A 22,683-nucleotide genomic window follows, 5' to 3' on the forward strand; every position below is an offset into this window, starting at 1 on the left:
TGTTGGGCACATGACAATGTGACTCTCGCTCTGCCACCAGACACCCTGCCAACTGCCATGGTGGGGACGGTGCGTGTGGAGAGGTATCCCCCACGTCATGAGAATCTCCCGTACGACCCCCTGGGCCGCCGCCGCGGCGGCGGCCGCGCTGCTCCTCGTGCCGGCCACCGCCACGGCGGGCCAGCGGACGGCGGCACCCCACGCCGCCCCCGCCGCGGCCACCACGGCCACCACGGTCGACGCGTACTACGCCGCCGCCGAGGGCAAGACCGGCGCCGCGCTGAAGACGGCCCTGCACGACATCATCAAGAACCAGTCCAAGGTCACGTACGACGGCGTGTGGAACGCGCTGAAGGTGACCGACCAGGACCCGGCGAACCCCAACAACGTCATCCTCGTCTACTCCGGCCGTTCCCAGTCCAAGGCCGGCAACGGCGGCGGGGTCAACGACTGGAACCGCGAGCACGTCTGGGCCAAGAGCCACGGCGACTTCGGCACCGCCACCGGCCCGGGCACCGATCTGCACCACCTGCGCCCCGAGGACGTCACCGTCAACAGCACACGCGGCAACAAGGACTTCGACATGGGCGGCAGCCCGGTGGCCGAGGCCCCCGGCAGCTACACCGACGCCGACTCCTTCGAGCCGCGGGACGCGGTCAAGGGCGACGTCGCGCGGATGCTGCTGTACATGGCGGTGCGCTACGACGGCGGTGACGGCTTCGCCGACCTGGAGGTCAACGACAAGGTCAACAACGGCACCGCGCCCGCGATAGGCCGGATCAGCGTGCTGAAGCAGTGGAACCAGCAGGACCCGCCGGACGCCTTCGAGCAGCGCCGCAACCAGGTCATCTTCGACACCTACCAGCACAACCGCAACCCGTTCATCGACCACCCGGAGTGGGTCAACTCCATCTGGTAGCCGTCCGCCCAGCCTGTCCGGGCCCGTCGGATCACGGGCCCGGACCGGACGTCAGACGCGGTCGGCGGCGATCAGGACGTACTGGAACGAGCCGTCCTCGTAAGACTTGATGAACGCCTCCTCGATGCCCGTCACCAGGGAGGACGTGGCGCGCAGCCGCCAGTAGGGCAGCGTGTCCGGGGTGAGGTCGATGACGGTCTGCGGGACCAGCCGGTTGTCGGCCATGGCCCGCAGGTACTCGCGCCGCGAGTGGATGTTGCACTCGAAGTGGGCGTTGATCTGCGAGACCCACTTCGACGGCTGGCCGTACTTCGGGTTCCAGCAGCCGGTGATGGTCACGTAGCGGCCTCCGACCTTGAGGATCCGGGAGTGCTCGGACATCAGGTCGTGCAGGTCGACGTACATGCTGGACTCGTTGTTCCAGGAGGCGGACACCGAGCCGCTCTCCAGGGGGGTGTCGAGCATGTTGCAGACCCGGGCGCGGACGCGGTCCCCGATGCCGAGCTCACGCGCGCGCTGGTTGGCGAAGTCGGCCTGCTTGGCCGACAGGGTGACGCCCTCCACCTTGCACCCGAAGCGCTGGTGGGCCATCACCATCGAACCGCCGCGGCCGCAGCCGGCGTCCACCAGCGTGTCGTCGCGCCCGATGGTGCCCAGGCCGTCGAGCAGTACGTCGGTCTGGGCCGACTCCAGCCGGTGCAGCTCAGCGACCAGCTTCTTCTCGTACGTGCTGTCGGCGGGGTCCCCGAGAGCCTCCGTGGCGACGGGACCCACGCCGTAGTGGTGGTGGTAGAGGCCGTCGACATCGCCGAGACGCAGGTTCACCGGCCGCGCCTCTTCGTTCCAGTAGCGGGCGATGTCGCCCTGGTAGGGCGTCGCCGGGGCGGGGATGAAGGCGGAGGCGCCACGGGTGGGAGTGATCTCAGTGGTCACAGATAAGTCCATTCCTCTTACCAGAAGTCGGGCAAGCTGTAGCGGTAGGTGTTGGTCATGTGCCAGTAGTGGTTGCCGTCGACCCAGACGGCCACGCCCCGCAGGAAGCGCAGCAGGCGCGGGTCGGGCCAGGAGGCGGCCAGCGCGGCGGCCTCGGCCTCGAACTCGTGCATGAGCTCGTTGTGGACCTCGACCGCCTTCAGGTAGCCCTCCTTGTCGGAGAGACCTTCCTGCTCGGCGATCACCACGGGCAGGTTCAGGTGTTTGCCGGGGCTCTTGAGCTCCTTGGTGTAGGAGTAGAGGTCGTTCGAGATCGTGGTGGCGTTGCCGGCGAGCGCGATGACCCGCTGCAGGGCGGGCAGGGCGTGCAGGTCCGGCGGGAGCTCGTAGCCGCCGACCGTGTCGGTGATGGTGGGGCAGGGGCGGAAGTTGTTGAACTGCCGCATCGACAGGTACTCCCACACTTCGGGCGTGTAGTCCGTCTGCGCCCACGCCGCCTCGGCGAGGTACCCCATGTGGAGCCGGGCCATGTCGTGCCGGAACCGGTCCGCCTGGGACGGGGTGGCGGCCTCGGAGAAGTACGCCATGGCCGAACGGTAGGAACGGCGGGCGGCGTCCGAGAGCAGCGACTCGGCCCACACCCCCTGGTACTCCGTCGTCGTGTGGAGCGGGTCCAGGGCGGTGTGGGCGAGCAGAAGCCTTCCGCCCAGGCCGACCGGCGAGCCTCCGTGGTCCTCGCAGTAGACGTCGTCGACGACGTTCTCGGCGACCATCAGCCGGGTGGCGATCATCAGGTGGTCGACGGTCGGGGCGTCCGGGTGGCAGGCGACCATGTAGCGGCCCACGGAGAAGCCGTCGAACTGGTCCTCCCACTCCGGGGGGTAGGCCTCGACCTCGTCCACCGCCCACCGCTTGATCCGCCGGCTGACCTCCGCCACCCGGACGGGGTCGGGCTCCGGCACGGGATGGTGGTAGAGGCCGGGGATCGGCCGGCCCTCTGCCGGAGCGTCCGCCGCGGCGGACGGTACGGGCGGCCGTACGCGCCGGGCGGGGTACAGCCCTGACGTCCCCATGCCGCTCGGGCCGCGGACGATCCGGTCCAGGGCGGGGTTGGGGCCCGGGACCGCGGCCGTCCCGGCCTCCCGCACCGCCCCGGCGGCGAGGTCGCCGCCCGCGCCCTCCACCGCCGGTGCGGCCGCTTCCGCCCCCGGTACGGAGGTCCCGGCGGCGGGCCCGAAGGGCAGCGCCGGGCCGGTCGGCAGGGGTGGCCGGAGAACGGTGCCGGGAAGGGCCGAACGCAGGGGGGACGTCCCGGAGTCGGGCATCCATGGCTCCTAAGTGAGGTGGGTGGGCTGTTCCGGATCTCGGGCACGCGCAGGCGCACGGTTCCGCGCACGCGGGCACCGCCGGACACGCCACCGCGCGGGCAGGCCGCAGCGGTGCGGGGCGGACCCGCGCCGGGCGGCCCGGGGCCGCAGCCGTGGCCGGGGCCGTGCCGGCGGGGCGGGCCGCGGTCGCCGGGTCCCGGCGCTCCGGGCCGGACGGGCCGGACGGGCTCCTGAGGAGCACGCGCGCCGGACACCCCCGAGGGGTGTCCGGCGGGTCGGGCCGGGTCACCCCCTAGTCGCGGCTCCGCGCGATCTGCACGTTCTCCAGCACGCCGAGCGCGTCGGGGACGAGGATGGCGGCGGAGTAGTACGTGGTGACCAGGTAGGAGATGATCGCCTGCTCGTCGATCCCCATGAACCGCACCGACAGGCCCGGTTCGTACTCCTCCGGCAGACCGGTCTGGCGCAGACCGACGACGCCCTGGTTGTCCTCGCCGGTGCGCATGGCGAGGATCGAGCTGGTGTTGTCCTTGCTGATCGGGATCTTGTTGCACGGCAGGATCGGGACACCGCGCCAGGCCGGTACCTGCTGACCGCCGAGGTCGACGTGGTCCGGGTAGAGCCCGCGGGCGTTGAGTTCGCGCCCGATGGCCGCGATGGTCCGGGGGTGGGCGAAGAACAGCTTGGTGCCGCGCCGGCGGCAGAGCAGTTCGTCGAGGTCGTCCGGGGTGGGCGGGCCGGAGTGGGTCTGGATCCGCTGCTTGAAGGAGGCGTTGTGCAGCAGACCGAACTCGCGGTTGTTGATCAGCTCGTGCTCCTGGCGCTCGCGCAGCGCCTCGATGGTGAGCCTGAGCTGTTCCTCGGTCTGGTTGTGCGGGCCGTTGTAGAGGTCGACGACGCGGGTGTGGACCCGCAGGACCGTTTGCGCGATGGAGAGTTCGTACTCGCGCGGGTTGAGCTCGTAGTCGACGAAGGCGCCGGGCAGCTCGGGCTCGCCCGTGTGGCCGGCGGACATGGCGATCTCGGCCTCGCCGTGCTTGTTCTGCCGCTGCCGGGGCAGGCTGCTGAACCGCTGTACGTGTGCCTGGAGTTGCGGCGCGTTGGACAGCACGGAGGCGAAGTCGGCGCGGGAGAGGCTGAGCAGCGTGCCCGCGGTCTCGGCGGTGGCGCTGTAGTCCCACTCCGCGTCCGCGTCCAGCAGGGCGTTCTCGCCGAACCGGTCGCCGTCGGCGAGTACCGCGACGGCGACCTCGTCGCCGTACTTGCCGACCGAGGTCTGGGCGATCCGGCCGTGGGCGACCAGGTGGATCCGGTCGGCCGGGGTACCGCGCTGGACGAGGACCTCGCCGGGCCCGAAGTCACGCTGGACGCAGCGGGCGGCGAGGGCGCCCAGCACCTCGACGTCGTCGAAGCCCCGCAGCAGGGCGAGTTCGCCGAGTTCCCGCGGGATCACCCGGACGGTGGCGCCGTCCTGGACGAATTCGATGCGCCCGTCGCCGACGGTGTAGCTGAGGCGGCGGTTCACCCGGTAGGTGCCGCCCTTGGTTTCGACCCAGGGGAGCGTCCGCAGCAGCCAGCGGGAGGTGATCTCCTGCATCTGCGGGGCGGACTTGGTGGTGGTGGCAAGGTTGCGGGCGGCCGCCGTACCCAGGCTGGACTGCCGGGGCGGAGCGGGCTGCGCCTCCGTGCTGGCGTCAACGGTCATCGGGCGAGCTCTCCTTCGCGGGGGCGGTGACCGTCGTCGCTCACGGGCGGGGTGGTCAACCGGTGAAAAGAGGAAGAAAGAGGAACAGGAGCAAGGGGGACGGACATCCGGGGAGTCCGCCCGAATCCGTGGAAACAGTAACGGCGGCGGAACCGGTGATCGTCCTGAGGCCGAGGGCATTACCTCGATCCGGCGATCTCCGTCTCAGCCGCGTTTGCCGTGGCGGCCGGCCACATTCAAGCCCGATCGAACGTGGGTCCGATACGCCGCGGCGGGACGCTCTCGCGCCCCTCCTCCCCCTCACGCCACAGAGGTCTACCGATGTCTCATCGCCTCCGCCTCCGGCCCCGCAGGCGCGCACGCTGCCACGACGGAATCTCCCGGCGTCATCCGGACCGGGACCGGACACCGGCTCCGGACCGTTCCCGCCCACCCGCGCTCCGGGAACGACCTCCGCCCCGGCGTGCGCTTCCGCGCGGATCCGGCCAAGTCCCGTGCCGATCGGCGGCCTTCACGGGCAGAAGAGGGCGGCGGATCAGCCGACGCGGTCGGCGAGGGCCCGGAAGTCGGCCCAGGAGGCCTGCGGCGTGCGGGCGTCCCAGAGCTTCTGGGACAGGGCGGCCAGGGGGAGCCGGATGCCCGCGGCCACCTGGTCCTGGGTCTGCGCACCGGCCAGGTCGGCCCAGACGGCGAGCCGGCCGCCGAGGATCTGCGCGTCGTAGCGGGCCGGGACGGCGGTGGTGCCGCGCAGCACCCGCGGGGTCCACTCCTCGTAGATCCGCCGGCCGGTGGGGTACGTGAACTGGTTGGGCTGGCCCAGCACGTAGTAGAGGTACTCGTCGTTGAGGTTGACGACCTTGCGGCCCGCGCTCAGGTACTCCAGCGGCGGCCGGGCGCCGATCTCCTTGCCGGTCCAGTACTCGACCTGGAGGTCCGGGGCCGCGGTGGCGACGCCGCCGCGGAAGAACCCGTCGTTCCAGGCCTTGAGGGCCTTGCCCGACGGGCGGACCACGGCCGCCCGGTCGTTGAGCCAGCCCGTCGCCAGGTCCTGGACCCGCGCGGAGGGCCCGTAGCGGGCGCGGGCGGCGGCCGCGAGCTTCGGGAAGGAGGCCTGCGGGTCGCGGACGACCAGTGCCTGGTACTCGTCGGCGCCCAGGTGCCAGGCCCCGGCGGGGAACAACGGCAGGTACTCGCGCAACAGTTCGTCCACGAGGCGGGCGGAGGCGGGGTTCGCTATGTCCACCGCGCCCTTGACGGCCCGGCCGTTCACGTCGCGCAGCTGGAGTTCGGGGTGTGCGCGCAGCACCGCGCCGAGGTGTCCGGGAGAGTCGATCTCGGGGACGACCGCGATGTGCAGGCGTGCGGCGAGGGCGTTGATCCCGCGTACGTCGGCCTTGGTGAGGTGCGGGGTGGAGACGATCTCCGGGTGGGTGTCGGACTGGATCCGGAAGGCCTGGTCGTCGGAGAAGTGCAGGCCCAGCTGGTTGAGCTTGAGGTCGGCCATCTCGCGCAGCCGGTTCTCTATCCAGGCGGGGGTGAAGTTCTTGCGCGCGATGTCCAGGTTGAGGCCGCGCTGGGGTTTGGCGGGCGCGTCCTCGACCGTGCCCTCGGGGGCGGAGCCGGTTCCGCGTATCTCCTGTTTGAGGGTGCGGGTTCCGTAGAAGACGCCCGCCTCGTCGGGGCCGGTGATCCGGACCCGGCCGTCCTGGACGGTGAGGGTGTACGACTCGGGCGGGCCGGAGCCCTTCGCCGCGAGGGCGAGCTGGACGTCGCCGGGCCCCGGCCGCGTCGATTCCGCGTAGCCGAGCTTCAGCTCGCCGGCGAGCAGTTTCGCCTCGTCGGACAGGGCCTTGCTGTCCGCGGGGGATATGACGACCCGCGCCGCCGGGGCGGGCTTCCAGCCGGGGCCGCGGGCGGGGTGGTGTTCCCGTACGGCCGGGACGGTGCGCGGGGCGGTGGAGAGCGGGTGGGCGGACGGCGGGGGCGAGGGCGGTTCGGCGGGGCTCGCCGCTGGGGAGGGCGTGGATCCGGTGGTGCCCGCGCTCCGGGGGCCGGCCCCGGACGGCTCGGCTCCGGCGGAGCAGGCGGGCACGGCGAGGGCGACCAGCGCGGCGGCCGCCGCCGTGGTCAGGGCCCGGCCCCGCCGGAGCCGCCTCGTGCGCTGGCCCATGTCGATCCCGTCCTGCCGCCGTGTCCCCCGTACCAACCTGGCACGGGGGACACGGGGGCGCGACCCGGGGGTCGGGCAGGCCCGGGCTCAGCCCAGGGCGTCCACGGCCGTCGCGGCGAAGCCGTGGTCCTGCTCGGGGGCACCGCCGCCGACGCCGATGGCTCCGACGAGGCGGCCGTCGCGGTGGACGGGCAGCCCGCCGGCGATGAAGAGCAGCGGCCGGTCGAGGGCGGTGGGCAGGGTGTGGAAGGGGCCGCCGGGCTGGACCGCGTCGACGAGGCCGGCCGTGGGGGCGTTCAGCTGGAGGGCGGTGTACGCCTTGCGGGTGCTGGTCTCGCCGGAGATCAGCACGGCCCGGTCGTCGCGGCGGAAGGCCAGCGGGTGGCCGCCCGCGTCCAGGACGGTGACGCTGACCGTGACCCCGGCGGCTTCGGCGGCGGCCGTGGCCGTGGCGACGAGCAGTTCGGCGTCCCCGGTGGTCAGCGGGGCGACCGCGGTACGGGGGGCGGTGGCGGTACGGGACATGGCGGTGCTCCTGGGAGGGGGATCAGTGGTGGGCCGGGACGGGGGTGGTGGGGGCGGGGGCGGGGGTGGTGGGGGCGGGGGCCCCGGCGGCGACGGTCCGGCTCGCCGTCGCCGCTCGTCCCGTACGGCGCTCCAGCGCTCCGGAGACGAGGGCGAGGACGAGGGCGGAGGCGGCGAGTGCCGCGCCGACCCAGTCAGGGGCGGTCCAGCCGAGGCCGGCGGCGATCACGAGGCCGCCGAGCCAGGCGGCGAGGGCGTTGCCGAGGTTGAAGGCGCCGATGTTGACGGCGGAGGCCAGGGTGGGGGCTCCGGCGGCCTGGTCGAGGACCCGCTTCTGCAGCGGGGGCACGGTCGCGAAGCCGAGGGCGCCGATGAGGAAGAGGGTGACGGCGGCGCCGGTCCGGGTGTGGGCGGTGAGGGTGAACAGGGCCAGTACGACGGCCAGCGCGCCCAGGGACGTGTACAGCATCGGCATCAGGGCCCGGTCGGCGAACCGGCCTCCGACCAGGTTGCCGGCGACCATGCCCAGGCCGAGGAGGACGAGCAGCCAGGTGACGGAGGTGTCGGCGAAGCCGGCGACGTTGGTCATCATCGGGGTGATGTAGGTGATGGCGGCGAACACCCCGCCGAAGCCGAGGACGGTCATGCCCATCGCGAGCAGCACCTGGACGTTGCGGAAGGCGGCCAGCTCGTGACGGACGCGGACCCCCTCGGGGCGGGGGAGGTCGGGGACCAGCCGGGCGATGCCGAGCAGGCCGATCACGCCGAGCGCGGCGACGGCCAGGAAGGTGACGCGCCAGCCGAGGGTCTGCCCGACGAGGGTGCCGAGCGGGACTCCGACGACGTTGGCCACGGTCAGGCCGGTGAACATCATCGCGATCGCGCCGGCCTTCCGGTCCGGGGCTACGAGTCCGGCGGCGACGACCGCGCCGATGCCGAAGAAGGCACCGTGGGCGAGGGAGGCGACCACGCGTCCGGCGAGCATGATGCCGAAGGCGGGGGCGAGTGCGGAGAGCACGTTGCCCGCGACGAAGAGGCCCATGAGCAGCATCAGCATGCGCTTGCGGGGTACGCGGGTGCCGAGGACGGTCATCAGTGGGGCACCGAGGACGACGCCGAGGGCGTAGCCGGTGACCAGGAAACCGGCGGTCGGGATGGAGACGCCGTAACCGGCGGCGACCTCGGGGAGCAGGCCCATGATCACGAACTCGGTGGTACCGATCCCGAAGGCCCCGATGGCGAGGGCGAGGAGGGCGAGAGGCATGAGGGAGGTGCCCTTCAGGGGGTGGGGGGTACGGGGGCGGGCGGACGGCATGATGTTGCGTTCGCCGTTTGCCTTCGTCCACATTAATTGCAGACGCGGGATATTTGCAAGCGCGGGCTATTGCGGGGGTGGCCTATCCTGGCGGTACGCACTGCACACGCACTGCACACGCACTCCGCACGGCGGAAGCGCACGGCACAGACGCACCGCGCAGCAGCTCGGCGGTATCGCACCGTCGACGGGGACCATCGACGGAGGAGCCCATGACGGCCACGGACAGCGCACTGACGGGCCTCGCCCAGGGCTGGTGCGCCCTCTCCCTCCTGCACGGCCGGATCGAGGCGCACATCGAGCGGGCGCTCCAGACGGGGCACGGACTGAGCGTGCGCGAGTACTCGCTGCTGGACGTACTCAGCCGGCAGCACGGCGGCCCGGGGGGCCACCTGCGGATGCACCAGGTGGCGGAGTCGGTGGTGCTCAGCCAGAGCGCGACGACCCGGCTGGTCAGCAGGCTGGAGGACCGCGGACTGCTGAACCGCTACATCTGCGACACCGACCGCCGGGGCATCTACACCGATGTGAGCGCGGCGGGCCTGGCCCTTCTGGCAGAGGCCCGCCCCACGAACGACACGGCCCTGCGCGAAGCCCTCGACGAGGCCGCACTCAGGCCGGAACTGGCCCCTCTGGTCGCGGCGGTCGAGAACACCCGGGGCCAGGCCCTGTCTCCTTGACGGACGGGGCGCCGGATCGCGGTCCCGCGGGAGAGGGACGGAGGACGGGCTAGTTGCCCGCCGGGGTCGGGGAGGGTGCGGTGCCCGCCGTGCGGAGGGTGGACGGGGTGGCGGAGGGGGCGGAGCCCGCGCCGGAGCCCGTACCCGGCTCCCCGCCCGCGGGCGTGGTCGGCGGGGCCGTGCGGGGCGCCCGCGAAGGGGTCGCGCCGGGCGTCGGCCCGGCGGACGGGGTCCGCGACGGCGCGGATGCCGGCGGCGGCGACACGGAGGCCGAGGGGGGCGCGCTCGGCTGCGGGGAACCCGAGGGCGTCGGCGAGGTGAACTCGGGCGGCGAGGCGGGCGGCACCGGCCGGGGCCCGGCCGGGTCGGGCCCGAGGACCAGGAACCCGGCGAGGGCCGCCGCCGCCAGGCCGGACAGGCCCGCGAGCGTCCACGCCGAGCGCCGCACCCAGGGGGTGCGCAGGGACAGCCGGCGCAGGTGTGGTCCCGGCGGGTCGGCGGGGCGCAGCGTGACGACCGTGACCTCCTGCGCCCGGGCCGCCAGGGCCTCGCGCAGCAGATGCTCCACGGGGCGTTCGCCCTCGGGCGTGGTACCCGTAACCCGGGTCATACCCGTCCCTCCAGAATCCGTTCGAGTGCGTCCAGCGCGCGGCTCGCGTTCGACTTCACCGCACCGCGGCTGATGCCGAGGGTGTCGGCTATCTCCGCCTCGCTGAGGTCGGCCCAGTAACGCAGCACCAGGACCTGGCGGCGGCGCGGCGTCAGCCCGCGCAACGCGGCCAGCACCTCGCGGTGGGCCTCCCCCAGGACGACGGAGGCCTCGGCGGAGGGGACGTCGGCGGTCACCGGCGGGATCCAGGCCCTGGCGGTGCGGCGGCGGCGCAGCACGGAGCGCGAGGTGTTCACGACGGCGGTGCGCAGGTAGCCCAGGGCGTTGTCCACCTCCGCGATCTCCTCCCCGTAGCGGCGGTACAGGGCGGTGAAGGCGTCCTGTACGACGTCCTCGGCGGTGCCCGGGTCGTCGACGAGGAGCACCGCCAGGCGCACCATGGCGAGGCGGTGCGCGTGGTAGAGCTCGGAGACGGTCGGGGGGCGCGGGGGCGCGTCCCCGACGGCGTCGGGGCCGAGGGGGTGGGCGTGGCCGTAGGTGTACGCGTAGCGGGACGCGTTCGGGCGGGCGTCTGGCCCGGCCGTCGGCGGCGCGGACCGCTCGCGGCGTGAGAGCCACCACCACAAGCCCCGCCACGCCCGGGCGAACCCGGGCGTGAGGGGGCTGATGGATGGTGCGAGGTCGAGCACGGGTGTCCTCAGCTGCTGGTGCGCCGCCGCACGGTGTACAGGGCTCCGGCCCCGACGGCGACGAGCCCGACGGCTCCGGCGGCGAGTGCGACGGTGGTCGCGGAAGAGCCAGTATGCGCGAGCTCGGATCCACCGGGTCCGGCGGAGGGCTCGGCGGAGCCTGAACCCGAGCCGCCGCCGGCGGGCGCCGACGGCGAGGCGCTGGGCTTGGTGCCCGCCGGCTCGGTCGCGATGACGCTCGGCTTGGCGCCGCCGGGCTGGCTCGGGGCGGCGCTCGGCGTGGCGCTCGACGTGCCCCCGCCCGGGGTGGTCGGCGAGGAGCTCGGCTTCGCACCGGCCGGGGTGGACGGTACGGGGCTCGGCGCCGCGCTCGCGGTGACGCCGGGCGCCGCCGCGCCGGAAGAGGCCCCCTCCGAGGCGAAGGCCGGGCCGCCGAGGGCGACGACCGCCCCGGCGGCCGCGACGACGGCGGCCCGGCGGGCGGACAGGGGAACGCGCTTCAGGTTCTTCACTCTGGTTCTCCACGGTCGGGTCGAGGGCTCGGAACTTCGCCCTTCACCCCTCCACGACGTGCGAGTCCCGGATCGGTTGCCGCCGTTCCCGAAAAACTTTTCCCCGGTCCTCCGCCCCCGCTCAGTGCCGGTCCGAAGGGGGTCCCGCGGGGCCCGCGGGCGGCCAGGGGACCTCCTCCAGCAGCGGCAGGAGCGTCTCCTCCTCGTGGTCGAGGTGGGCCGTCAGCTCCGCGGTCATCCGACGCAGCCCGGACCGCAGCCGCTCCGGTTCGGCGATCGCCACCCGGCCCAGCAGGTCGACCAGTTCGCCCTGGATCCGCGCCACCGTGCGGTGTTCCTCCCGCAGCCGTTCGAACGTGTCCGCCAGGTGGGGGTGGTGGGCGGCGATCCCCGGGAAGAGGTGCGCGTCCTCACTGGTGTGGTGGAACTCCAGGCTCTGGCAGAAGGCCAGACAGCGCTGGCGGATCTGGAGTGCGAGCCCGGGCGCGGGCGGTTCGCCGGGACCGGTGTGCGCGGCGCGGGCCGCGAGGTGGGCTTCGGTCTCGGCGCTGACGTGGCGCAGCTGGGCCCGGAGCCAGGTGTGCACCTCCAGGAGTTTCCCGGCGAGGGTGCGGACCTCGCCCGGTGTGCGCCATCCGTCGGGTTCGGCCGGTTCGAGGACGACGACGGGCAGGGTACGGGCGGTGCGGTCCCGGTAGTCGGCGTAGCCCGGTGCGGCCTCCAGCACGTGGGCGAAGAGGGCCTCGCGGCGGGCCCCTTCGGCGGGTACGGCGAGCGCCTCGAAGGTGTCGGTGCCGAGTTCCACGCGGACCTGGGGGTGGGCGAGCAGGTTGTGGTACCAGTCCGGGTGGTGCGGGGAGCCGAGGTTGGAGGCGACCACGACCGGCGCCCCGTCGTGGCGGACGTAGCCGAGCGGTGTCGTGTGCGGCGCGCCCGAGCGGGCGCCGGTGGTGGTCAGCAGGAGCAGGTCGGCGCCTTCGAAGGGGCCGCCCACGCGGCCGCCGTTGGCACGGAACTCGTCGATGACGGACTGGTTGAAGGATGTGGGCACGGTGGTGTCTCTCCGGTGCGTGTGGCGGGGCACACCGCCGTCCGGCGTCCTACGGGCCTCGGGGCGCGGGAGTTGCCGGTTCCGGGGTGTGCGGAGGAAGGCGTACGGACGTCCGTACGGGGGATGCTGTGGCGGAGCTGACGGGCGAGCCGGTACGCGGCTGCCGCTCTACGTCAACTGCGGGGCGCGGAGTGTGCACTCATGGCGGGTCCCGTGGGTGAGGGGTGTTCCGCCCGACCGCCGGCCGGCCCACTGCTCTTTGGCCGGCGTCACGCGACACCGCTGCCCATTACACGCACCGGGTGCGGGTGGTGTCAACCCGTTCGATCTTGGCGGCCGGTGTCCGTCAGCCCGCGCAGGGCCCGGCCCAGCAGGGCCACTCCCTCCTCGATCTCGCCCGCCGGTCCGGCCGCGTAGCCCAGGACCAGGCCGGGCGGGCCCGGACGCAGCCGGTGCCAGGACAGCGGGTGGGTCTTGACGCCGAGGGCGAGGGCGGCCGAGGCCAGGGCGGTGTCGTCGAAGGAGGCGCCGTCGAAGGTGACCATCAGGTGCAGGCCTGCGGCCGCCCCGTGGACGCGGGCGCCGGGCAGCAGCCCGGCGACGGCGCGCAGCATCGCGTCCCGGCGGCCGCGGTGACGGCGGCGCAGGTGGCGCAGGTGGCGTTCGAGTTCGCCGGAGTCCATCAGGCGGGCGAGGACGAGCTGGGCGAGGACGGGATTGCCGAGGTCGGCGTGGCGTTTGGCGGCGACGACCTCCTCCCGCAGGCCCGGCGGGACGAGCAGCCAGCCCAGCCGGAGGGCGGGGGCGAGCAGTTTGGACACGCTTCCGGCGTAGCAGACGGCCTCGGGGAGCAGTGCCCGCAGGGCGGGTACGGGGGCGCGGTCGTAGCGGTGTTCGGCGTCGTAGTCGTCCTCGATGACCACTCCCCCGGCGGCGGCCCAGTCCAACAGCTCGCGGCGGCGCTCGCCGTCGAGGACGACACCGGTCGGGAACTGGTGCGCCGGGGTCAGCAGCACGGCCCGCGCCCCGGCGGCCCGCAGCGCGGCCACGTCCAGCCCGCCCTCGTCCACGGGTACGCCTACGGTGTCCAGCCCGGCGAACTCCAGCTGCCGGCGCGCTCCGAGCGAGCCGGGGTCCTCCACCGCCACCCCGCGCACGCCGCGCGCGGGCAGTACCTGTGCGAGCAGCCAGAGAGCCTGGGCGACCCCCGCGACCACGACGACCTCGGCGGGGTCCGCGCGGATCCCCCGGTTGCGGGCGAGCCAGCCGGCGACCGCCGCGCGCAGGGCGGGGGCGCCCTGGGGGTCGCCGTAGCCGAAGTCGGCGGGGGTGAGGGCGGCGAGGACCCGGCGCTCGGCCTGGAGCCATGCGGTGCGCGGGAAGGCGGCGAGGTCGGGCACGCCGGGCGAGAGGTCGATCCGGCAGGGCACGGCGCGCAGCGCGTCCACGAGCCCGCCGCGGGAAGGGGCGGCCGGGGGTACCGGGGGCGGGGCCGCGGCCTTCGGGGGCGGGGCGGCGACGACCACGGTGCCGCCCCGGCCGCGGCCGGCCACCTGGCCGGTCTCTGCGAGGCGCTGGTAGGCCTCGGTCACCAGGCCCCGGGAGACCCGGAGTTCGGCGGCGAGGACCCGGCCGGCGGGCAGCCGGCTGCCGACGGGCAGGGTGCCGTCGGCGATGGCGGCGCGCAGGCGGTCGGCGAGCCAGGCGGTGCGGCCGCCGGGCGGGGCCTGCCCGATGTCGAGCTGGAGGAAGTCGGAGCCGCTTTTGGACCCCTGATCGGCGCCTTCTTTGGACCTGCTCACCGGACCATTGTGCCCTCAGGCTGGACGGCATGAGCACCTCCGCGACATCCGCCTCACCGTCCGTGGCGCCGACGCCCTCCGTCTCCCCGCGCGACCTGGTTCCCGGCGTCATCGGCATGGCCCTGGTCGGCAGCAGCGTCACCGTCTCCCGGTCCCTGGTCGGGGCCCCGCTGTTCGCCTCGCAGGCGGTCCGGTACGCGGCCGCCGCCCTGATCCTGGTGGCCCTCGCGCGGGTCGCGCGGGTGCCGTTGGTGCGGCCCCGGGGGCGGGAGTGGCTGTGGCTGGCCGGGATCGCGGCGACGGGCCTGGTGCTGTTCAACGTGGCCGTCGTACGGGGTGTCGCGCACGCCGAGCCCGCCGTGATCGCCGTCGCCGTGGCCTCCGTACCGATCCTGCTCGGGCTCGTCGGCCCGTTGCTGGAGGGGCGCCGGCCCAGCCGTCGGGTGCTGCTGGCGGCGCCGGTCGTGGTGGCGGGGGCGGTACTGGTCGAGGGGACCGGGCGCACCGATGCCGTCGGGGTGGGGTGGGCCGCGCTGGCACTGGCCTGCGAGGCGGGCTTCACCCTGCTCGCGGTGCCGGTGCTGGGGCGTCACGGCGCGTGGGGGGTGTCCGTGCACGCGGTGTGGCTGGGGGCGGTGATGCTGGCGGGACTCGCGGTGTTCGCGGGCGGGCCCGCTTCCGGGCCGGCATCCGGGCCGACGGCGTTCACGGCCGGGCTCGGGGCGCTCACGGCCGGGCAGTGGGCGGCGGTCGGGTACCTGGCGGTGCTCGTGACGGCGGTGGCCTTCCTGCTCTGGTACCGGACGGTGGCGGCCGTGGGATCCGGCCGGGCCGGATTGCTGGCGGGGGTCGCACCGCTCGCGGCGGCGGGCGCGGGGATGCTCGGCGGCGGCGGGACACCGGGCCCGGCGGTGTGGCTGGGCCTGGTGGTGGTGATCGCCGGGCTGGCGCTCGGGCTGCGCCGCGGGGACGCCCGGGGCTGATCCGCCGCCCGCCCCTCACGGGCCCGCCGGGACGGCTTCCCCCCGCCCGTCGGGCCCGCCGGGTTGCCGGGTTGCCGGGGGGAGGGGAGCTCAGGCGGGCCTGTGGGCGTAGCAGAAGAGGTGCTCCTCGGGACCGGCGAGGGGATCGGCGGGGCGGAAGGAAGCGGTGTGGTGGCGCAGCACTTCCAGGCCCGCGCCGGCGAGCCGCTCCAGGTGCTGTTGCGTGGAGAGACTGCTGACGGTGACCCGGTGGCCCATCCACTCGATGTCGAGGCCGCGGATGTCGCCGGGCACCGTGGCCAGCACGAAGTAGCCGCCGGGGGCGACCCAGGACGCCATCCGCTCCAGGGCCGCGGCCACCTCCGGCTGGTCCATGACCAGCAGCGGGAAGAAGGAGCACACGGCGTCGTACCCGTGCGGGCCGGGCGGCACGTACGTACGCACGTCGGCCTGCTCGAAACGGGCTCCGGGGACCCGGGCGCGGGCCGCCTCGACCATGGCCGCCGAGACGTCGATCCCGGTGACCTCGCAGCCGGCCCGGACGAGCCGGTCGGCGGTGGGCCGGCCGGTGCCGCTGCCCACGTCCAGCACCCGTGCCCCGCGGGGCAGGCGGGCCGCCAGCCAGTCGAGGGCCTCGATCTGTCCCGGCACCTCGCCGAACAGTTCCTCGTAGCGCTCCCCCAGCGCGTCGAACACCTCTGCCGCTGACTCGCGTCGGTCCATGGCCCCTCCTCGTCCGATCCCCGGCCCGGGGTGCCACCGTACCCAGGGGGCCCGGTGGCCGGAGGCGGGTTCGGCGAGCGGCTCAGGCCGAGGCGGGCACCAGGACCACGGCCGTTCCGTAGGCGCACACCTCGGTCCCGACGTCGGCGGCGTCCGTCACGTCGAAGCGCATCATCAGCACCGCGTTCGCGCCCCGCGCCTTGGCCTGCTCGATGAGCCGTTCCATGGCCTGGTTGCGGGTCTGCACGAGGGTCTTGGTGAGGCCCTTCAGCTCACCGCCGATCATGGACTTCAGGCCCGCGCCGATCTGGCTGCCGAGGTGCCGGGAGCGGACGGTCAGCCCGAACACCTCCCCGATGACCTGCTCCACCCGGTAACCGGGAACGTCGTTGGTGGTCACGACCAGTACACCGGTCTGCTGGGCGCCGGGCCCGCCGCCGTAGTCTTCGATACCCATGCGCCCCACTCTGGCCCCGGCCCCGGCCGGGCGCATCCGGGACGCGCCGCGGGGCGCTGCGTCGACGTGTTCGACGCGGCCCGTGCCGTCGGCCGGATCACAACGAGCCCGCTACGTCCCGTCCCTGTGGCTGCTGCGGAACCGAAGGAGGTCCGCACGGGCCGCTCCCCGGCCGTGTCACATCACAAGGACCGCGGCAGATGCCGTATTTGACCGCCGGTGGGGCTTCGGCCACGCGGCCGTGCCGGGGGTGCATTTCGTCCACGTGCCGGGACAGGACGTCCTTGAAGCACTGCGCGCGCCGTAGCTCCCGGCTGTCCGTGTAGTGCATACGGCCCACCCCTGATGACGTCCAGGCGGTGATTGCCGTACCCAGCGCGGCGCAGATCAGCCCGATCCACAGGAGGGCGTCTGTCACAGCTGTTCCTTTCCATGACGGAGATGGAGGTGCCCGCCACCGGTGGCTCCCGGTGACACCTCGACATAACGCAGCGGCATATGACGAGTTTCGCCCTGTCAGCCGATTGCAGTCATCCGTGGACGGGTCGCGCGACACGCCGTGCAGATTCCGGCCGTTGGGGGCGCGCAGTGGAAAACGAGCGCCGCGGCAGCTGCCGAGTGCGCGTCCTCGGCCGGCGCGGCGACCGTGCGCCGACGGCGGGCCGCACACCCCGGCCGCGCCCGATCGCGCGGCCCCTTCTGCGGCCGACCGGAAGAACCGCAGCTCGCACGGGGTGCGGACGGCCGGCCCGATGCGCTCCCGGCGTGTGTAGAACCGATAAAGACACCGGTCAATCCCCGCCCGCTCCGCCACCCTCACCTGCATGGAGCACATCCTCCCCGGCGCCCGGACCGTTGGGTGGACTATGACAAAAGCAAACCACTTGGCAAGTTTTCCACGGGTGCCGGAAGACGATGGACGTGGCGTCCACGCCGACGGCACGAGGGTGGGGAATTGGACCTACACCGCGGTCTCGGCAGGCTGGGCGATGCACGAGGGCGCGACGCTGCACCGCGACGGAAAGGACGTCGACCTCCACTACTCGTCCTCGATCTTCGAGGACTTCCTGGAGGCGATGAGGGCGATCGAGAACGACTTCACCCGACGGTTCCACGAGGCGGCAGTGGTCGAACCGTCCACCGGCGAGCACTCCGGGCGGAACTCCCTTGTATGAGTACGGCCACCACGACGGCAGCGGATTCCACGGCCTGCCGGAAGTCCCCCTGTTCCTCCCCGGCCCGGACACCGAACAGCAGGCGGCTCTCAGGCAACCGCTCAACGGGCTGGACGAAGTGAACTACACGTGGGATCCGGCGGAGGAGCTGGCCTACCTCCTGCAGGAGGCCAGGGGAACGAGGCAGGCGGAGCCGCTCGGCCCGATCGGATTCGACGAAACCGGTGACGCGGTCGCCGCCGGCCTCGCCACCGGACCGACCCAGTCCCTCTACGTCGGACCGCGCCCGGAGGCCCCCCACGGGCACCGCCGCGTCCCGACGAAGGCGCAGAAGGCGCCGAGGGATCCGAGGGCCCCGATACTGACCCTGTTCCGTACGGGCAGCCTGTTCTCCGCCCTGCTGGTCGCGGTCATCGCCGCCGTGGTGAGCGTCTTCAGCGGCCTGGCCATCTCGGACGCCCTGCGTCAGACCGCGGGACCGCGTACGGCGCACGACATCGTCATCTGGTGGCCCCTGCTGATCTGCGGACCCTGGATGGTCGCCTCGCTGTCCATCCTCCGGGCCGCCCTACACCAGCGCCGCGCCATCCACTCCTGGTCCATCGTCCTCTTGTTCTCCACCCTCGCCACCCTGCTGTGCGTGGCCCAGGCTCCCCGGACGTTCGCCGCGCAGGCGGCGGCCACCCTTCCCCCCATCGCGGCGCTGGCCTGCTTCCAGCAACTCGTCCGCCAGATCACCCTCACACGGCCTCCCCGCCACCCCGCCGCCCGCCATCGCCAGCGCCCCCGGACGCCCGCCCCGCTCCGGCCCCCGGCCACGCCGGGCAGCCCGGTTCCGCCGCTTCCCGACTATCCCGTCGCGGATCACAAGACCACCGGCCGTTCCTCCCCGGGCTACCGGTTCCGCTACGAGTCGTGACGCGGTCCGCGGCGGGGCTGCGCGGAGCGCGGCGCCGCGATACCGCCGCGCACGGCAGCCGGGCATCGCCAATCTCTCGGACATCGGTCCTTCCCCCACGAGCATGATCACTGCCATCTCAGGAACGAAGCCCGAATCCGATAGGTCACGGGCTGCGCACGCTCTCAGCCCAACGGGTCTGCCGCACGGAACGGCCACGGCCGCGTCTCCGGGGCGGACCCGGGCCCGGCCGACCCCGGCCCGGCCCCTCCCCAACCACCCGAACCGGCAACGCGCTTCAGCGTGCCGTTCTCCCGTCCATCACGAAAGGGCAGCACCGTGGTCCACGATCTCACCCGCGCCGAACGAATCCGGTACCAGCGCAAGCAGGACGCCGCGTACCAGGCCGGTGAGGCAGCAGTCACCAACCTCAAGGCCGCACTGGCCCTCGCCGGCCTGGTCCTTCCCTCGCTCAGCAACGACGGACCGGTGGGCTGCCGCGGCCTCGTCCGGCTCGGCGGGTGCAGCACGGACCTGGCCGACCGGCTCGCCGAGGTCATCGCGGCCGGGGCCCGAGCCCTGCAGGACCAGCCACGGTGAACCCCGGCCGATCCGCGGACACCCGGCCGGCCGCCGGGGCCGTGCCGTGCCGCACGGACACGCCGCCGCTCCATCGCCACAAGTGACACACGCACGGAGGTTCTCGCATGAATGCGTGGCAGCGTTCATCCCACATCCCGTGGATGCCCCGGAGGAAGCTGGACCCCTATCGGTTCCCGGGCATGTGGGGCTTATCGGACTCCGGGGAAACGAGTGCCCGTGAAGCGTTACCCGGCTCCGGGCCCCCTCCGCGCGGCCCGGGTCCCGAAGAACGCCGGCGCCTCGACCTGTACGCCTGCCTGACCAGCGCGGGCATCCGGCCGCTCGCCGCCGATCTCCGTGCCATCGAAGTGCTCTCCGCGCTCGACGACGTCACCCACGCGACCGTCCGCCGGTGGATCTCCGGCACCTCCTGACCCCCGCCCCGGCACGTGCCCCGCAGCACCGCTGCGGGGCGGACGCCTCCGGCGACGCCGGGTTCGCGCCACCCCCCGCCACCCCGGCCGCCCCGGCCACCTCATTACCGGAAAAGCGACGCGCGCACCTCCCGCTGTAGTCCGAACAGGTGGTGTCGTCGTGCTGATGCGCTGTGGGTCGGGCCGGGTATGCAGAATTCGTTTGCCGATATCGGCCGTGGGGCGACGGGGCCCGCGTGGAGGTCCTTGAGCTGGAGGTGCCCGCCGGTGACGGCGAACGGAAGTCCCACGGTCAGGAGGCGCCGCCTCGGCGCCGAGCTCCGCCAGCTCCGGCGGGCAGCGGGCATGACGTCCGTGCAGGTGGCCAAGCATCTGCTCGTGTCCCAGCCCAAGATCAGCCTCATCGAGACCGGCCGCCGCCCCATCAATCCGCGTGACGTGCGCGATCTGTGCCGACTCTACGGAGTCACCGACCTCGGGGTCATCGACTCCCTCATGCGCATGGCGAGGGAATCGGCCCGGCAGGGCTGGTGGGTCGCCTGCGGGGAAGTCCCCTACGGCGTGTACATCGGCCTGGAGACGGAGGCCGTCGCCATCCACTCCTACGAGCCGCTGGTCATCCCCGGGCTGCTCCAGACCCGCGCCTACGCGGCCGCGATCATCGCGGCGACCATCCCCTGCCCTCCGACCGAGCAGGCCGCGGTCCGTCTGGACGTGCGGCTGCGGCGCCAGCACCGCGCCCATCACCCCGCCCGGCCGCTCCGCTTATGGACCGTCCTGGACGAATCCGTGCTGCACCGCACCATCGGCGACCGCGACGTCATGCGCGAACAACTGGAGCACCTGAACGCTCTCGGCGCGCAGCCGCACATCACCGTGCAGGTCCTCCCGCACAGCGCTGGATCCCACCCGGGGCTCACGGGGCAGTTCTCCACCCTCACGTTCCCCGACGCCGACGCGGGCGTCGTCTACCTGGAGCGCTTCACGGGCGACCTCTACGTGGAGAAACACGCCGACCAGCGCATGTACCACATCATGTACGACCACCTCCAGGCACAGGCGCTCAGCCCGTCCGAGACACGGCACTTCATCAACGACGTGATCAAGATGTACGGAGACGCCCCGGCCACCGGGGCGCACCGTGAATGCGAGGACCGGAGACGAGAGGGCCGCGGCGGGCATTGGGCGAATCGGGCTATCGAGCGGTGCGTCGCGGGAACCCCGTGACCCGCCGCCGCCATAGTCGTCCCTGGCAGCCGCCAGGTTGCCGCCCCGGCCGCGTCGCGCGGGCCGGGCGGAAGTCTTCGTAGAGGAGTCGGCTCATGCTGAAGCCCACCAGGATCGTCCTCGCCCTCTCCGCCGGAAGCCTGGTGCTCGGCCTGACAGGTGCGGGTGCGGCCGTCGCGGACCAGGGTCCGATGGACGACGGCCCGGCCCGGATGCACGCGGCCGACGACAACCCCCAGTACGACGAGCCCGGTGTCTACCCCAAGCCCAGGCACGCCCTGGGCAAGGTCATCTCGCGCGGACCGCTCAAGGTCCGCAGCCACCCGAGCACGCACGCGAAGGTCGTGGGCAAGGTGCACCCGCACGAGAAGCTCGCCATCGAGTGCAAGAAGCGCGGCGAGCGGGTCGACGGCAACAACATCTGGTACCTGCTGGACCAGCGCGAGGACGGGCGCGAGGACGGGCGCGAGGACGGGCGCGAGGACGGGCGCGAGGACGGGCGCGAGCCCGCCGACGGCACCGACGGCAGGGACGAGGACATGCAGGACGGCGCCGAGGGCAGCGGCGACGACCACGTCCGCACGGACCGCGCGGAGTACAAGCAGGCCTGGGTCTCGGCCCGTTACGTCAAGGACATCACCCCCGTGAAGTGGTGCCGCTGACCTTCCGGGTCACTCCGCCGGGCGTACGGTACGGGGCCCCGCGCACTCGGCGCCGTACGCCCGCACCCGCTCCCGCAGTTCCCGGTCCGCCGTGACCACCACGCAGGGCCGCCCGCCGGCGGTGGCGACCAGCTCCACGATCCGGTCGTCTCCGCTGCCGGGCGCCGCGTCGACCCGTACGCCGGGCACGGACGCGACGCCGCGGGCGGCTCCCTCGACCACCAGGACGATCTCCTCCCCCGCCGCGCGCAGCGCGAGCCGGTCGCGCAGCCGCTCCGCGGCCCCGCGGCGGTCCCGCCACCAGCCGTCGGGCACGGACCCCACGACGTTGGCGGCGTCCACGATCAGCAGGGGCTCCACCGCGCTCAGAAGTCCCCGTAGTTGACCTGCCAGGTGGGCAGGCCCATCCGGCGCCAGACGGCGACCACCCGGTCGCGGTCGTCCAGGGAGACGCGGACGGCGTAGCGGTGGCGGACGTGCGCGTCGAAGAGTTCGGCCTTCACCACGTCGTCGCGGCGCTGGTCCCCGGACGCGCGCATCCACAGCTCGTCGTAGGGCACCTCGTGCCGTGCCAGCCACTCCTCCGTCTCCGCGCGGTGGTCCTCGCTGCGCCCGGAGAGCAGGACGACGGTGTCCTGCCCGGCCCGCTTGAAGGCGTCCAGCGCGTACCGCACCGGCTCGTTGAGCAGGTCGAGGCCGCAGCGCGTGAAGTCGTAGACGTGACGGTCGCCGGTCAGCGCGAGCGTTCCGTCGATGTCGCACATCACGGCGGCGGGCAGCGCCGGGTCGGCCACGTACGGTGCGACCGGCGGCTGGTCGTTGAGCCACTCGGCGGTGAGCCGCCAGCCGCCCTTGCGGGACCGCTGGTGCTTGTCCGCGAGGATGCGGATGATCTCCTCGCCGACCTGCCGCTCCCGCGCGGCGTCCCTGGCCACGCACTCCTCGACCGGCACGTCGGTGAAGTCGTGCACGACGAAGGTCGCGCGCCCCGCGACCGCGGCTTTGAGGCGCTTGGGGATGTGGGGCGTCAGGTGCGTGTTGTCGACGACCACGTCGAAACCGTCCTCGACGGCCGCGATCACCGCGGCGTCCTGGACGGCCAGGACGGTCTGCTCGTGCTTGTACGAGCGGCCCCGCTCGGGATCGGGGAGGTCGAGCATGGCGCGCAGGTCGTCGAGGTTGACGCGGCGCATGCGCCCGCCGGCCTCCGCCTGGAGGGCGCGCGCGGCGGTCGTCTTGCCCGAGGCCGGCAATCCCGTCATGACGTGGACCACGGGGAGTGCGGGCTGTTCTTCGGACACCG

At 73.5% G+C, this 22,683-nt stretch carries 24 protein-coding genes; 9 read left to right on the forward strand and 15 right to left on the reverse strand.

Features of this window, described 5'->3' with window-relative positions:
• Positions 1-97: 97 nt before the first annotated feature.
• A complete protein-coding gene (locus tag OG295_RS02545; RefSeq protein WP_371675307.1) occupies positions 98-919 on the forward strand; it encodes an endonuclease I family protein in 822 nt (273 codons plus the stop codon).
• A 51-nt stretch (positions 920-970) separates the two neighbouring features.
• Here OG295_RS02545 and OG295_RS02550 read toward each other — a convergent pair whose 3' ends face one another.
• From OG295_RS02550 to OG295_RS02575, 6 genes are all read right to left on the reverse strand, one after another.
• Positions 971-1,852: a geranyl diphosphate 2-C-methyltransferase gene (locus tag OG295_RS02550; RefSeq protein WP_371675309.1), complete on the reverse strand. Its 882-nt coding sequence runs from the start codon at positions 1,850-1,852 to the stop codon at positions 971-973.
• 17 nt (positions 1,853-1,869) lie between these two features.
• Positions 1,870-3,177 carry a family 2 encapsulin nanocompartment cargo protein terpene cyclase gene (locus OG295_RS02555; protein ID WP_371675310.1) on the reverse strand — a complete coding sequence of 436 codons (1,308 nt, stop codon included), beginning with the start codon at positions 3,175-3,177 and terminating at the stop codon, positions 1,870-1,872.
• 295 nt (positions 3,178-3,472) lie between these two features.
• Positions 3,473-4,885 carry a family 2B encapsulin nanocompartment shell protein gene (locus OG295_RS02560; RefSeq protein ID WP_371675311.1) on the reverse strand — a complete coding sequence of 471 codons (1,413 nt, stop codon included), beginning with the start codon at positions 4,883-4,885 and terminating at the stop codon, positions 3,473-3,475.
• A gap of 535 nt (positions 4,886-5,420) precedes the next feature.
• On the reverse strand, positions 5,421-7,055 hold the full coding sequence (locus OG295_RS02565) for a glycoside hydrolase family 20 protein (RefSeq protein ID WP_371675312.1): 1,635 nt from the start codon (positions 7,053-7,055) through the stop codon (positions 5,421-5,423).
• Positions 7,056-7,142: 87 nt separating this feature from the next.
• A complete protein-coding gene (locus tag OG295_RS02570) occupies positions 7,143-7,580 on the reverse strand; it encodes a heme-binding protein (RefSeq protein ID WP_371675313.1) in 438 nt (145 codons plus the stop codon).
• Between the two features lie 22 nt (positions 7,581-7,602).
• A complete protein-coding gene (locus OG295_RS02575; RefSeq protein ID WP_371681084.1) occupies positions 7,603-8,844 on the reverse strand; it encodes an MFS transporter in 1,242 nt (413 codons plus the stop codon).
• 263 nt (positions 8,845-9,107) lie between these two features.
• Between OG295_RS02575 and OG295_RS02580 the strand changes: the two genes are divergently transcribed.
• Positions 9,108-9,575, forward strand: coding sequence for a MarR family winged helix-turn-helix transcriptional regulator (locus tag OG295_RS02580; protein WP_371675314.1), 468 nt, complete (start codon positions 9,108-9,110; stop codon positions 9,573-9,575).
• Between the two features lie 49 nt (positions 9,576-9,624).
• Here the strand turns inward: OG295_RS02580 and OG295_RS02585 are convergent, their stop codons facing one another.
• The 5 genes from OG295_RS02585 to OG295_RS02605 all read right to left on the reverse strand — a co-directional run bounded on the left by OG295_RS02585 (position 9,625) and on the right by OG295_RS02605 (position 14,239).
• Entirely contained in the window at positions 9,625-10,185 is a 561-nt protein-coding gene (locus tag OG295_RS02585; protein WP_371675315.1) for a hypothetical protein, read from the reverse strand.
• Positions 10,182-10,874, reverse strand: coding sequence for an RNA polymerase sigma factor (locus OG295_RS02590; RefSeq protein WP_371675316.1), 693 nt, complete (start codon positions 10,872-10,874; stop codon positions 10,182-10,184). Before OG295_RS02590 ends, OG295_RS02585 begins: the two co-directional genes overlap by 4 nt.
• A gap of 8 nt (positions 10,875-10,882) precedes the next feature.
• Complete coding sequence (locus OG295_RS02595) at positions 10,883-11,386, reverse strand: LAETG motif-containing sortase-dependent surface protein (RefSeq protein ID WP_371675317.1); 504 nt, start codon at positions 11,384-11,386, stop codon at positions 10,883-10,885.
• A 121-nt stretch (positions 11,387-11,507) separates the two neighbouring features.
• Positions 11,508-12,437, reverse strand: coding sequence for a nitroreductase/quinone reductase family protein (locus tag OG295_RS02600; RefSeq protein WP_371675318.1), 930 nt, complete (start codon positions 12,435-12,437; stop codon positions 11,508-11,510).
• Between the two features lie 314 nt (positions 12,438-12,751).
• A complete protein-coding gene (locus tag OG295_RS02605) occupies positions 12,752-14,239 on the reverse strand; it encodes a PLP-dependent aminotransferase family protein (protein WP_371675319.1) in 1,488 nt (495 codons plus the stop codon).
• A 29-nt stretch (positions 14,240-14,268) separates the two neighbouring features.
• Here OG295_RS02605 and OG295_RS02610 point away from each other — a divergent pair, with 29 nt between their 5' ends.
• Positions 14,269-15,222, forward strand: a complete 954-nt coding sequence (locus tag OG295_RS02610; RefSeq protein WP_371675320.1) for a DMT family transporter — start codon at positions 14,269-14,271, stop codon at positions 15,220-15,222.
• 90 nt (positions 15,223-15,312) lie between these two features.
• Here OG295_RS02610 and OG295_RS02615 read toward each other — a convergent pair whose 3' ends face one another.
• Both OG295_RS02615 and OG295_RS02620 read right to left on the reverse strand, forming a co-directional pair.
• Positions 15,313-15,945, reverse strand: a complete 633-nt coding sequence (locus OG295_RS02615; RefSeq protein WP_371675321.1) for a class I SAM-dependent methyltransferase — start codon at positions 15,943-15,945, stop codon at positions 15,313-15,315.
• 82 nt (positions 15,946-16,027) lie between these two features.
• Complete coding sequence (locus tag OG295_RS02620; protein ID WP_030229701.1) at positions 16,028-16,402, reverse strand: YbjQ family protein; 375 nt, start codon at positions 16,400-16,402, stop codon at positions 16,028-16,030.
• A 947-nt stretch (positions 16,403-17,349) separates the two neighbouring features.
• Between OG295_RS02620 and OG295_RS02625 the strand changes: the two genes are divergently transcribed.
• From OG295_RS02625 to OG295_RS02650, 6 genes are all read left to right on the forward strand, one after another.
• Entirely contained in the window at positions 17,350-17,577 is a 228-nt protein-coding gene (locus tag OG295_RS02625; RefSeq protein WP_371675322.1) for a hypothetical protein, read from the forward strand.
• On the forward strand, positions 17,570-18,496 hold the full coding sequence (locus OG295_RS02630; protein ID WP_371675323.1) for a hypothetical protein: 927 nt from the start codon (positions 17,570-17,572) through the stop codon (positions 18,494-18,496). The genes OG295_RS02625 and OG295_RS02630 overlap by 8 nt, the downstream gene beginning before the upstream one ends.
• Before the next feature lie 318 nt (positions 18,497-18,814).
• The gene (locus OG295_RS02635; protein WP_371675324.1) at positions 18,815-19,075 is read left to right on the forward strand and encodes a hypothetical protein; all 261 of its coding nucleotides are present in this window, start codon (positions 18,815-18,817) and stop codon (positions 19,073-19,075) included.
• Between the two features lie 182 nt (positions 19,076-19,257).
• Positions 19,258-19,491: a hypothetical protein gene (locus OG295_RS02640; RefSeq protein WP_371675325.1), complete on the forward strand. Its 234-nt coding sequence runs from the start codon at positions 19,258-19,260 to the stop codon at positions 19,489-19,491.
• A 267-nt stretch (positions 19,492-19,758) separates the two neighbouring features.
• Complete coding sequence (locus tag OG295_RS02645) at positions 19,759-20,718, forward strand: helix-turn-helix domain-containing protein (RefSeq protein ID WP_371675326.1); 960 nt, start codon at positions 19,759-19,761, stop codon at positions 20,716-20,718.
• A gap of 95 nt (positions 20,719-20,813) precedes the next feature.
• Positions 20,814-21,380: a hypothetical protein gene (locus OG295_RS02650; protein WP_371675327.1), complete on the forward strand. Its 567-nt coding sequence runs from the start codon at positions 20,814-20,816 to the stop codon at positions 21,378-21,380.
• A gap of 9 nt (positions 21,381-21,389) precedes the next feature.
• Here OG295_RS02650 and OG295_RS02655 read toward each other — a convergent pair whose 3' ends face one another.
• Together OG295_RS02655 and OG295_RS02660 are read right to left on the reverse strand one after the other, a co-directional pair.
• Positions 21,390-21,740, reverse strand: a complete 351-nt coding sequence (locus tag OG295_RS02655) for an NTP pyrophosphohydrolase (RefSeq protein WP_371675328.1) — start codon at positions 21,738-21,740, stop codon at positions 21,390-21,392.
• A gap of 5 nt (positions 21,741-21,745) precedes the next feature.
• Positions 21,746-22,681 (reverse strand): AAA family ATPase, encoded by a 936-nt coding sequence (locus OG295_RS02660; protein ID WP_371675329.1) that lies wholly within the window; start codon positions 22,679-22,681, stop codon positions 21,746-21,748.
• Positions 22,682-22,683 lie beyond the last annotated feature (2 nt).

It is taken from the genome of Streptomyces sp. NBC_01276 (assembly GCF_041435355.1).
Classification (GTDB): domain Bacteria; phylum Actinomycetota; class Actinomycetes; order Streptomycetales; family Streptomycetaceae; genus Streptomyces.

Coding starts and splice junctions, on each gene's coding strand:
- OG295_RS02615 (WP_371675321.1), bottom strand. CDS start 15,945: ATGGACCGACGCGAGTCAGCGGCAGAGGTGTTCGACGCGCTGGGGGAG.
- OG295_RS02545 (WP_371675307.1), top strand. CDS start 98: ATGAGAATCTCCCGTACGACCCCCTGGGCCGCCGCCGCGGCGGCGGCC.
- OG295_RS02575 (WP_371681084.1), bottom strand. CDS start 8,844: ATGCCTCTCGCCCTCCTCGCCCTCGCCATCGGGGCCTTCGGGATCGGT.
- OG295_RS02640 (WP_371675325.1), top strand. CDS start 19,258: ATGTGGGGCTTATCGGACTCCGGGGAAACGAGTGCCCGTGAAGCGTTA.
- OG295_RS02650 (WP_371675327.1), top strand. CDS start 20,814: ATGCTGAAGCCCACCAGGATCGTCCTCGCCCTCTCCGCCGGAAGCCTG.
- OG295_RS02555 (WP_371675310.1), bottom strand. CDS start 3,177: ATGCCCGACTCCGGGACGTCCCCCCTGCGTTCGGCCCTTCCCGGCACC.
- OG295_RS02580 (WP_371675314.1), top strand. CDS start 9,108: ATGACGGCCACGGACAGCGCACTGACGGGCCTCGCCCAGGGCTGGTGC.
- OG295_RS02620 (WP_030229701.1), bottom strand. CDS start 16,402: ATGGGTATCGAAGACTACGGCGGCGGGCCCGGCGCCCAGCAGACCGGT.
- OG295_RS02570 (WP_371675313.1), bottom strand. CDS start 7,580: ATGTCCCGTACCGCCACCGCCCCCCGTACCGCGGTCGCCCCGCTGACC.
- OG295_RS02610 (WP_371675320.1), top strand. CDS start 14,269: ATGAGCACCTCCGCGACATCCGCCTCACCGTCCGTGGCGCCGACGCCC.
- OG295_RS02585 (WP_371675315.1), bottom strand. CDS start 10,185: ATGACCCGGGTTACGGGTACCACGCCCGAGGGCGAACGCCCCGTGGAG.
- OG295_RS02565 (WP_371675312.1), bottom strand. CDS start 7,055: ATGGGCCAGCGCACGAGGCGGCTCCGGCGGGGCCGGGCCCTGACCACG.
- OG295_RS02560 (WP_371675311.1), bottom strand. CDS start 4,885: ATGACCGTTGACGCCAGCACGGAGGCGCAGCCCGCTCCGCCCCGGCAG.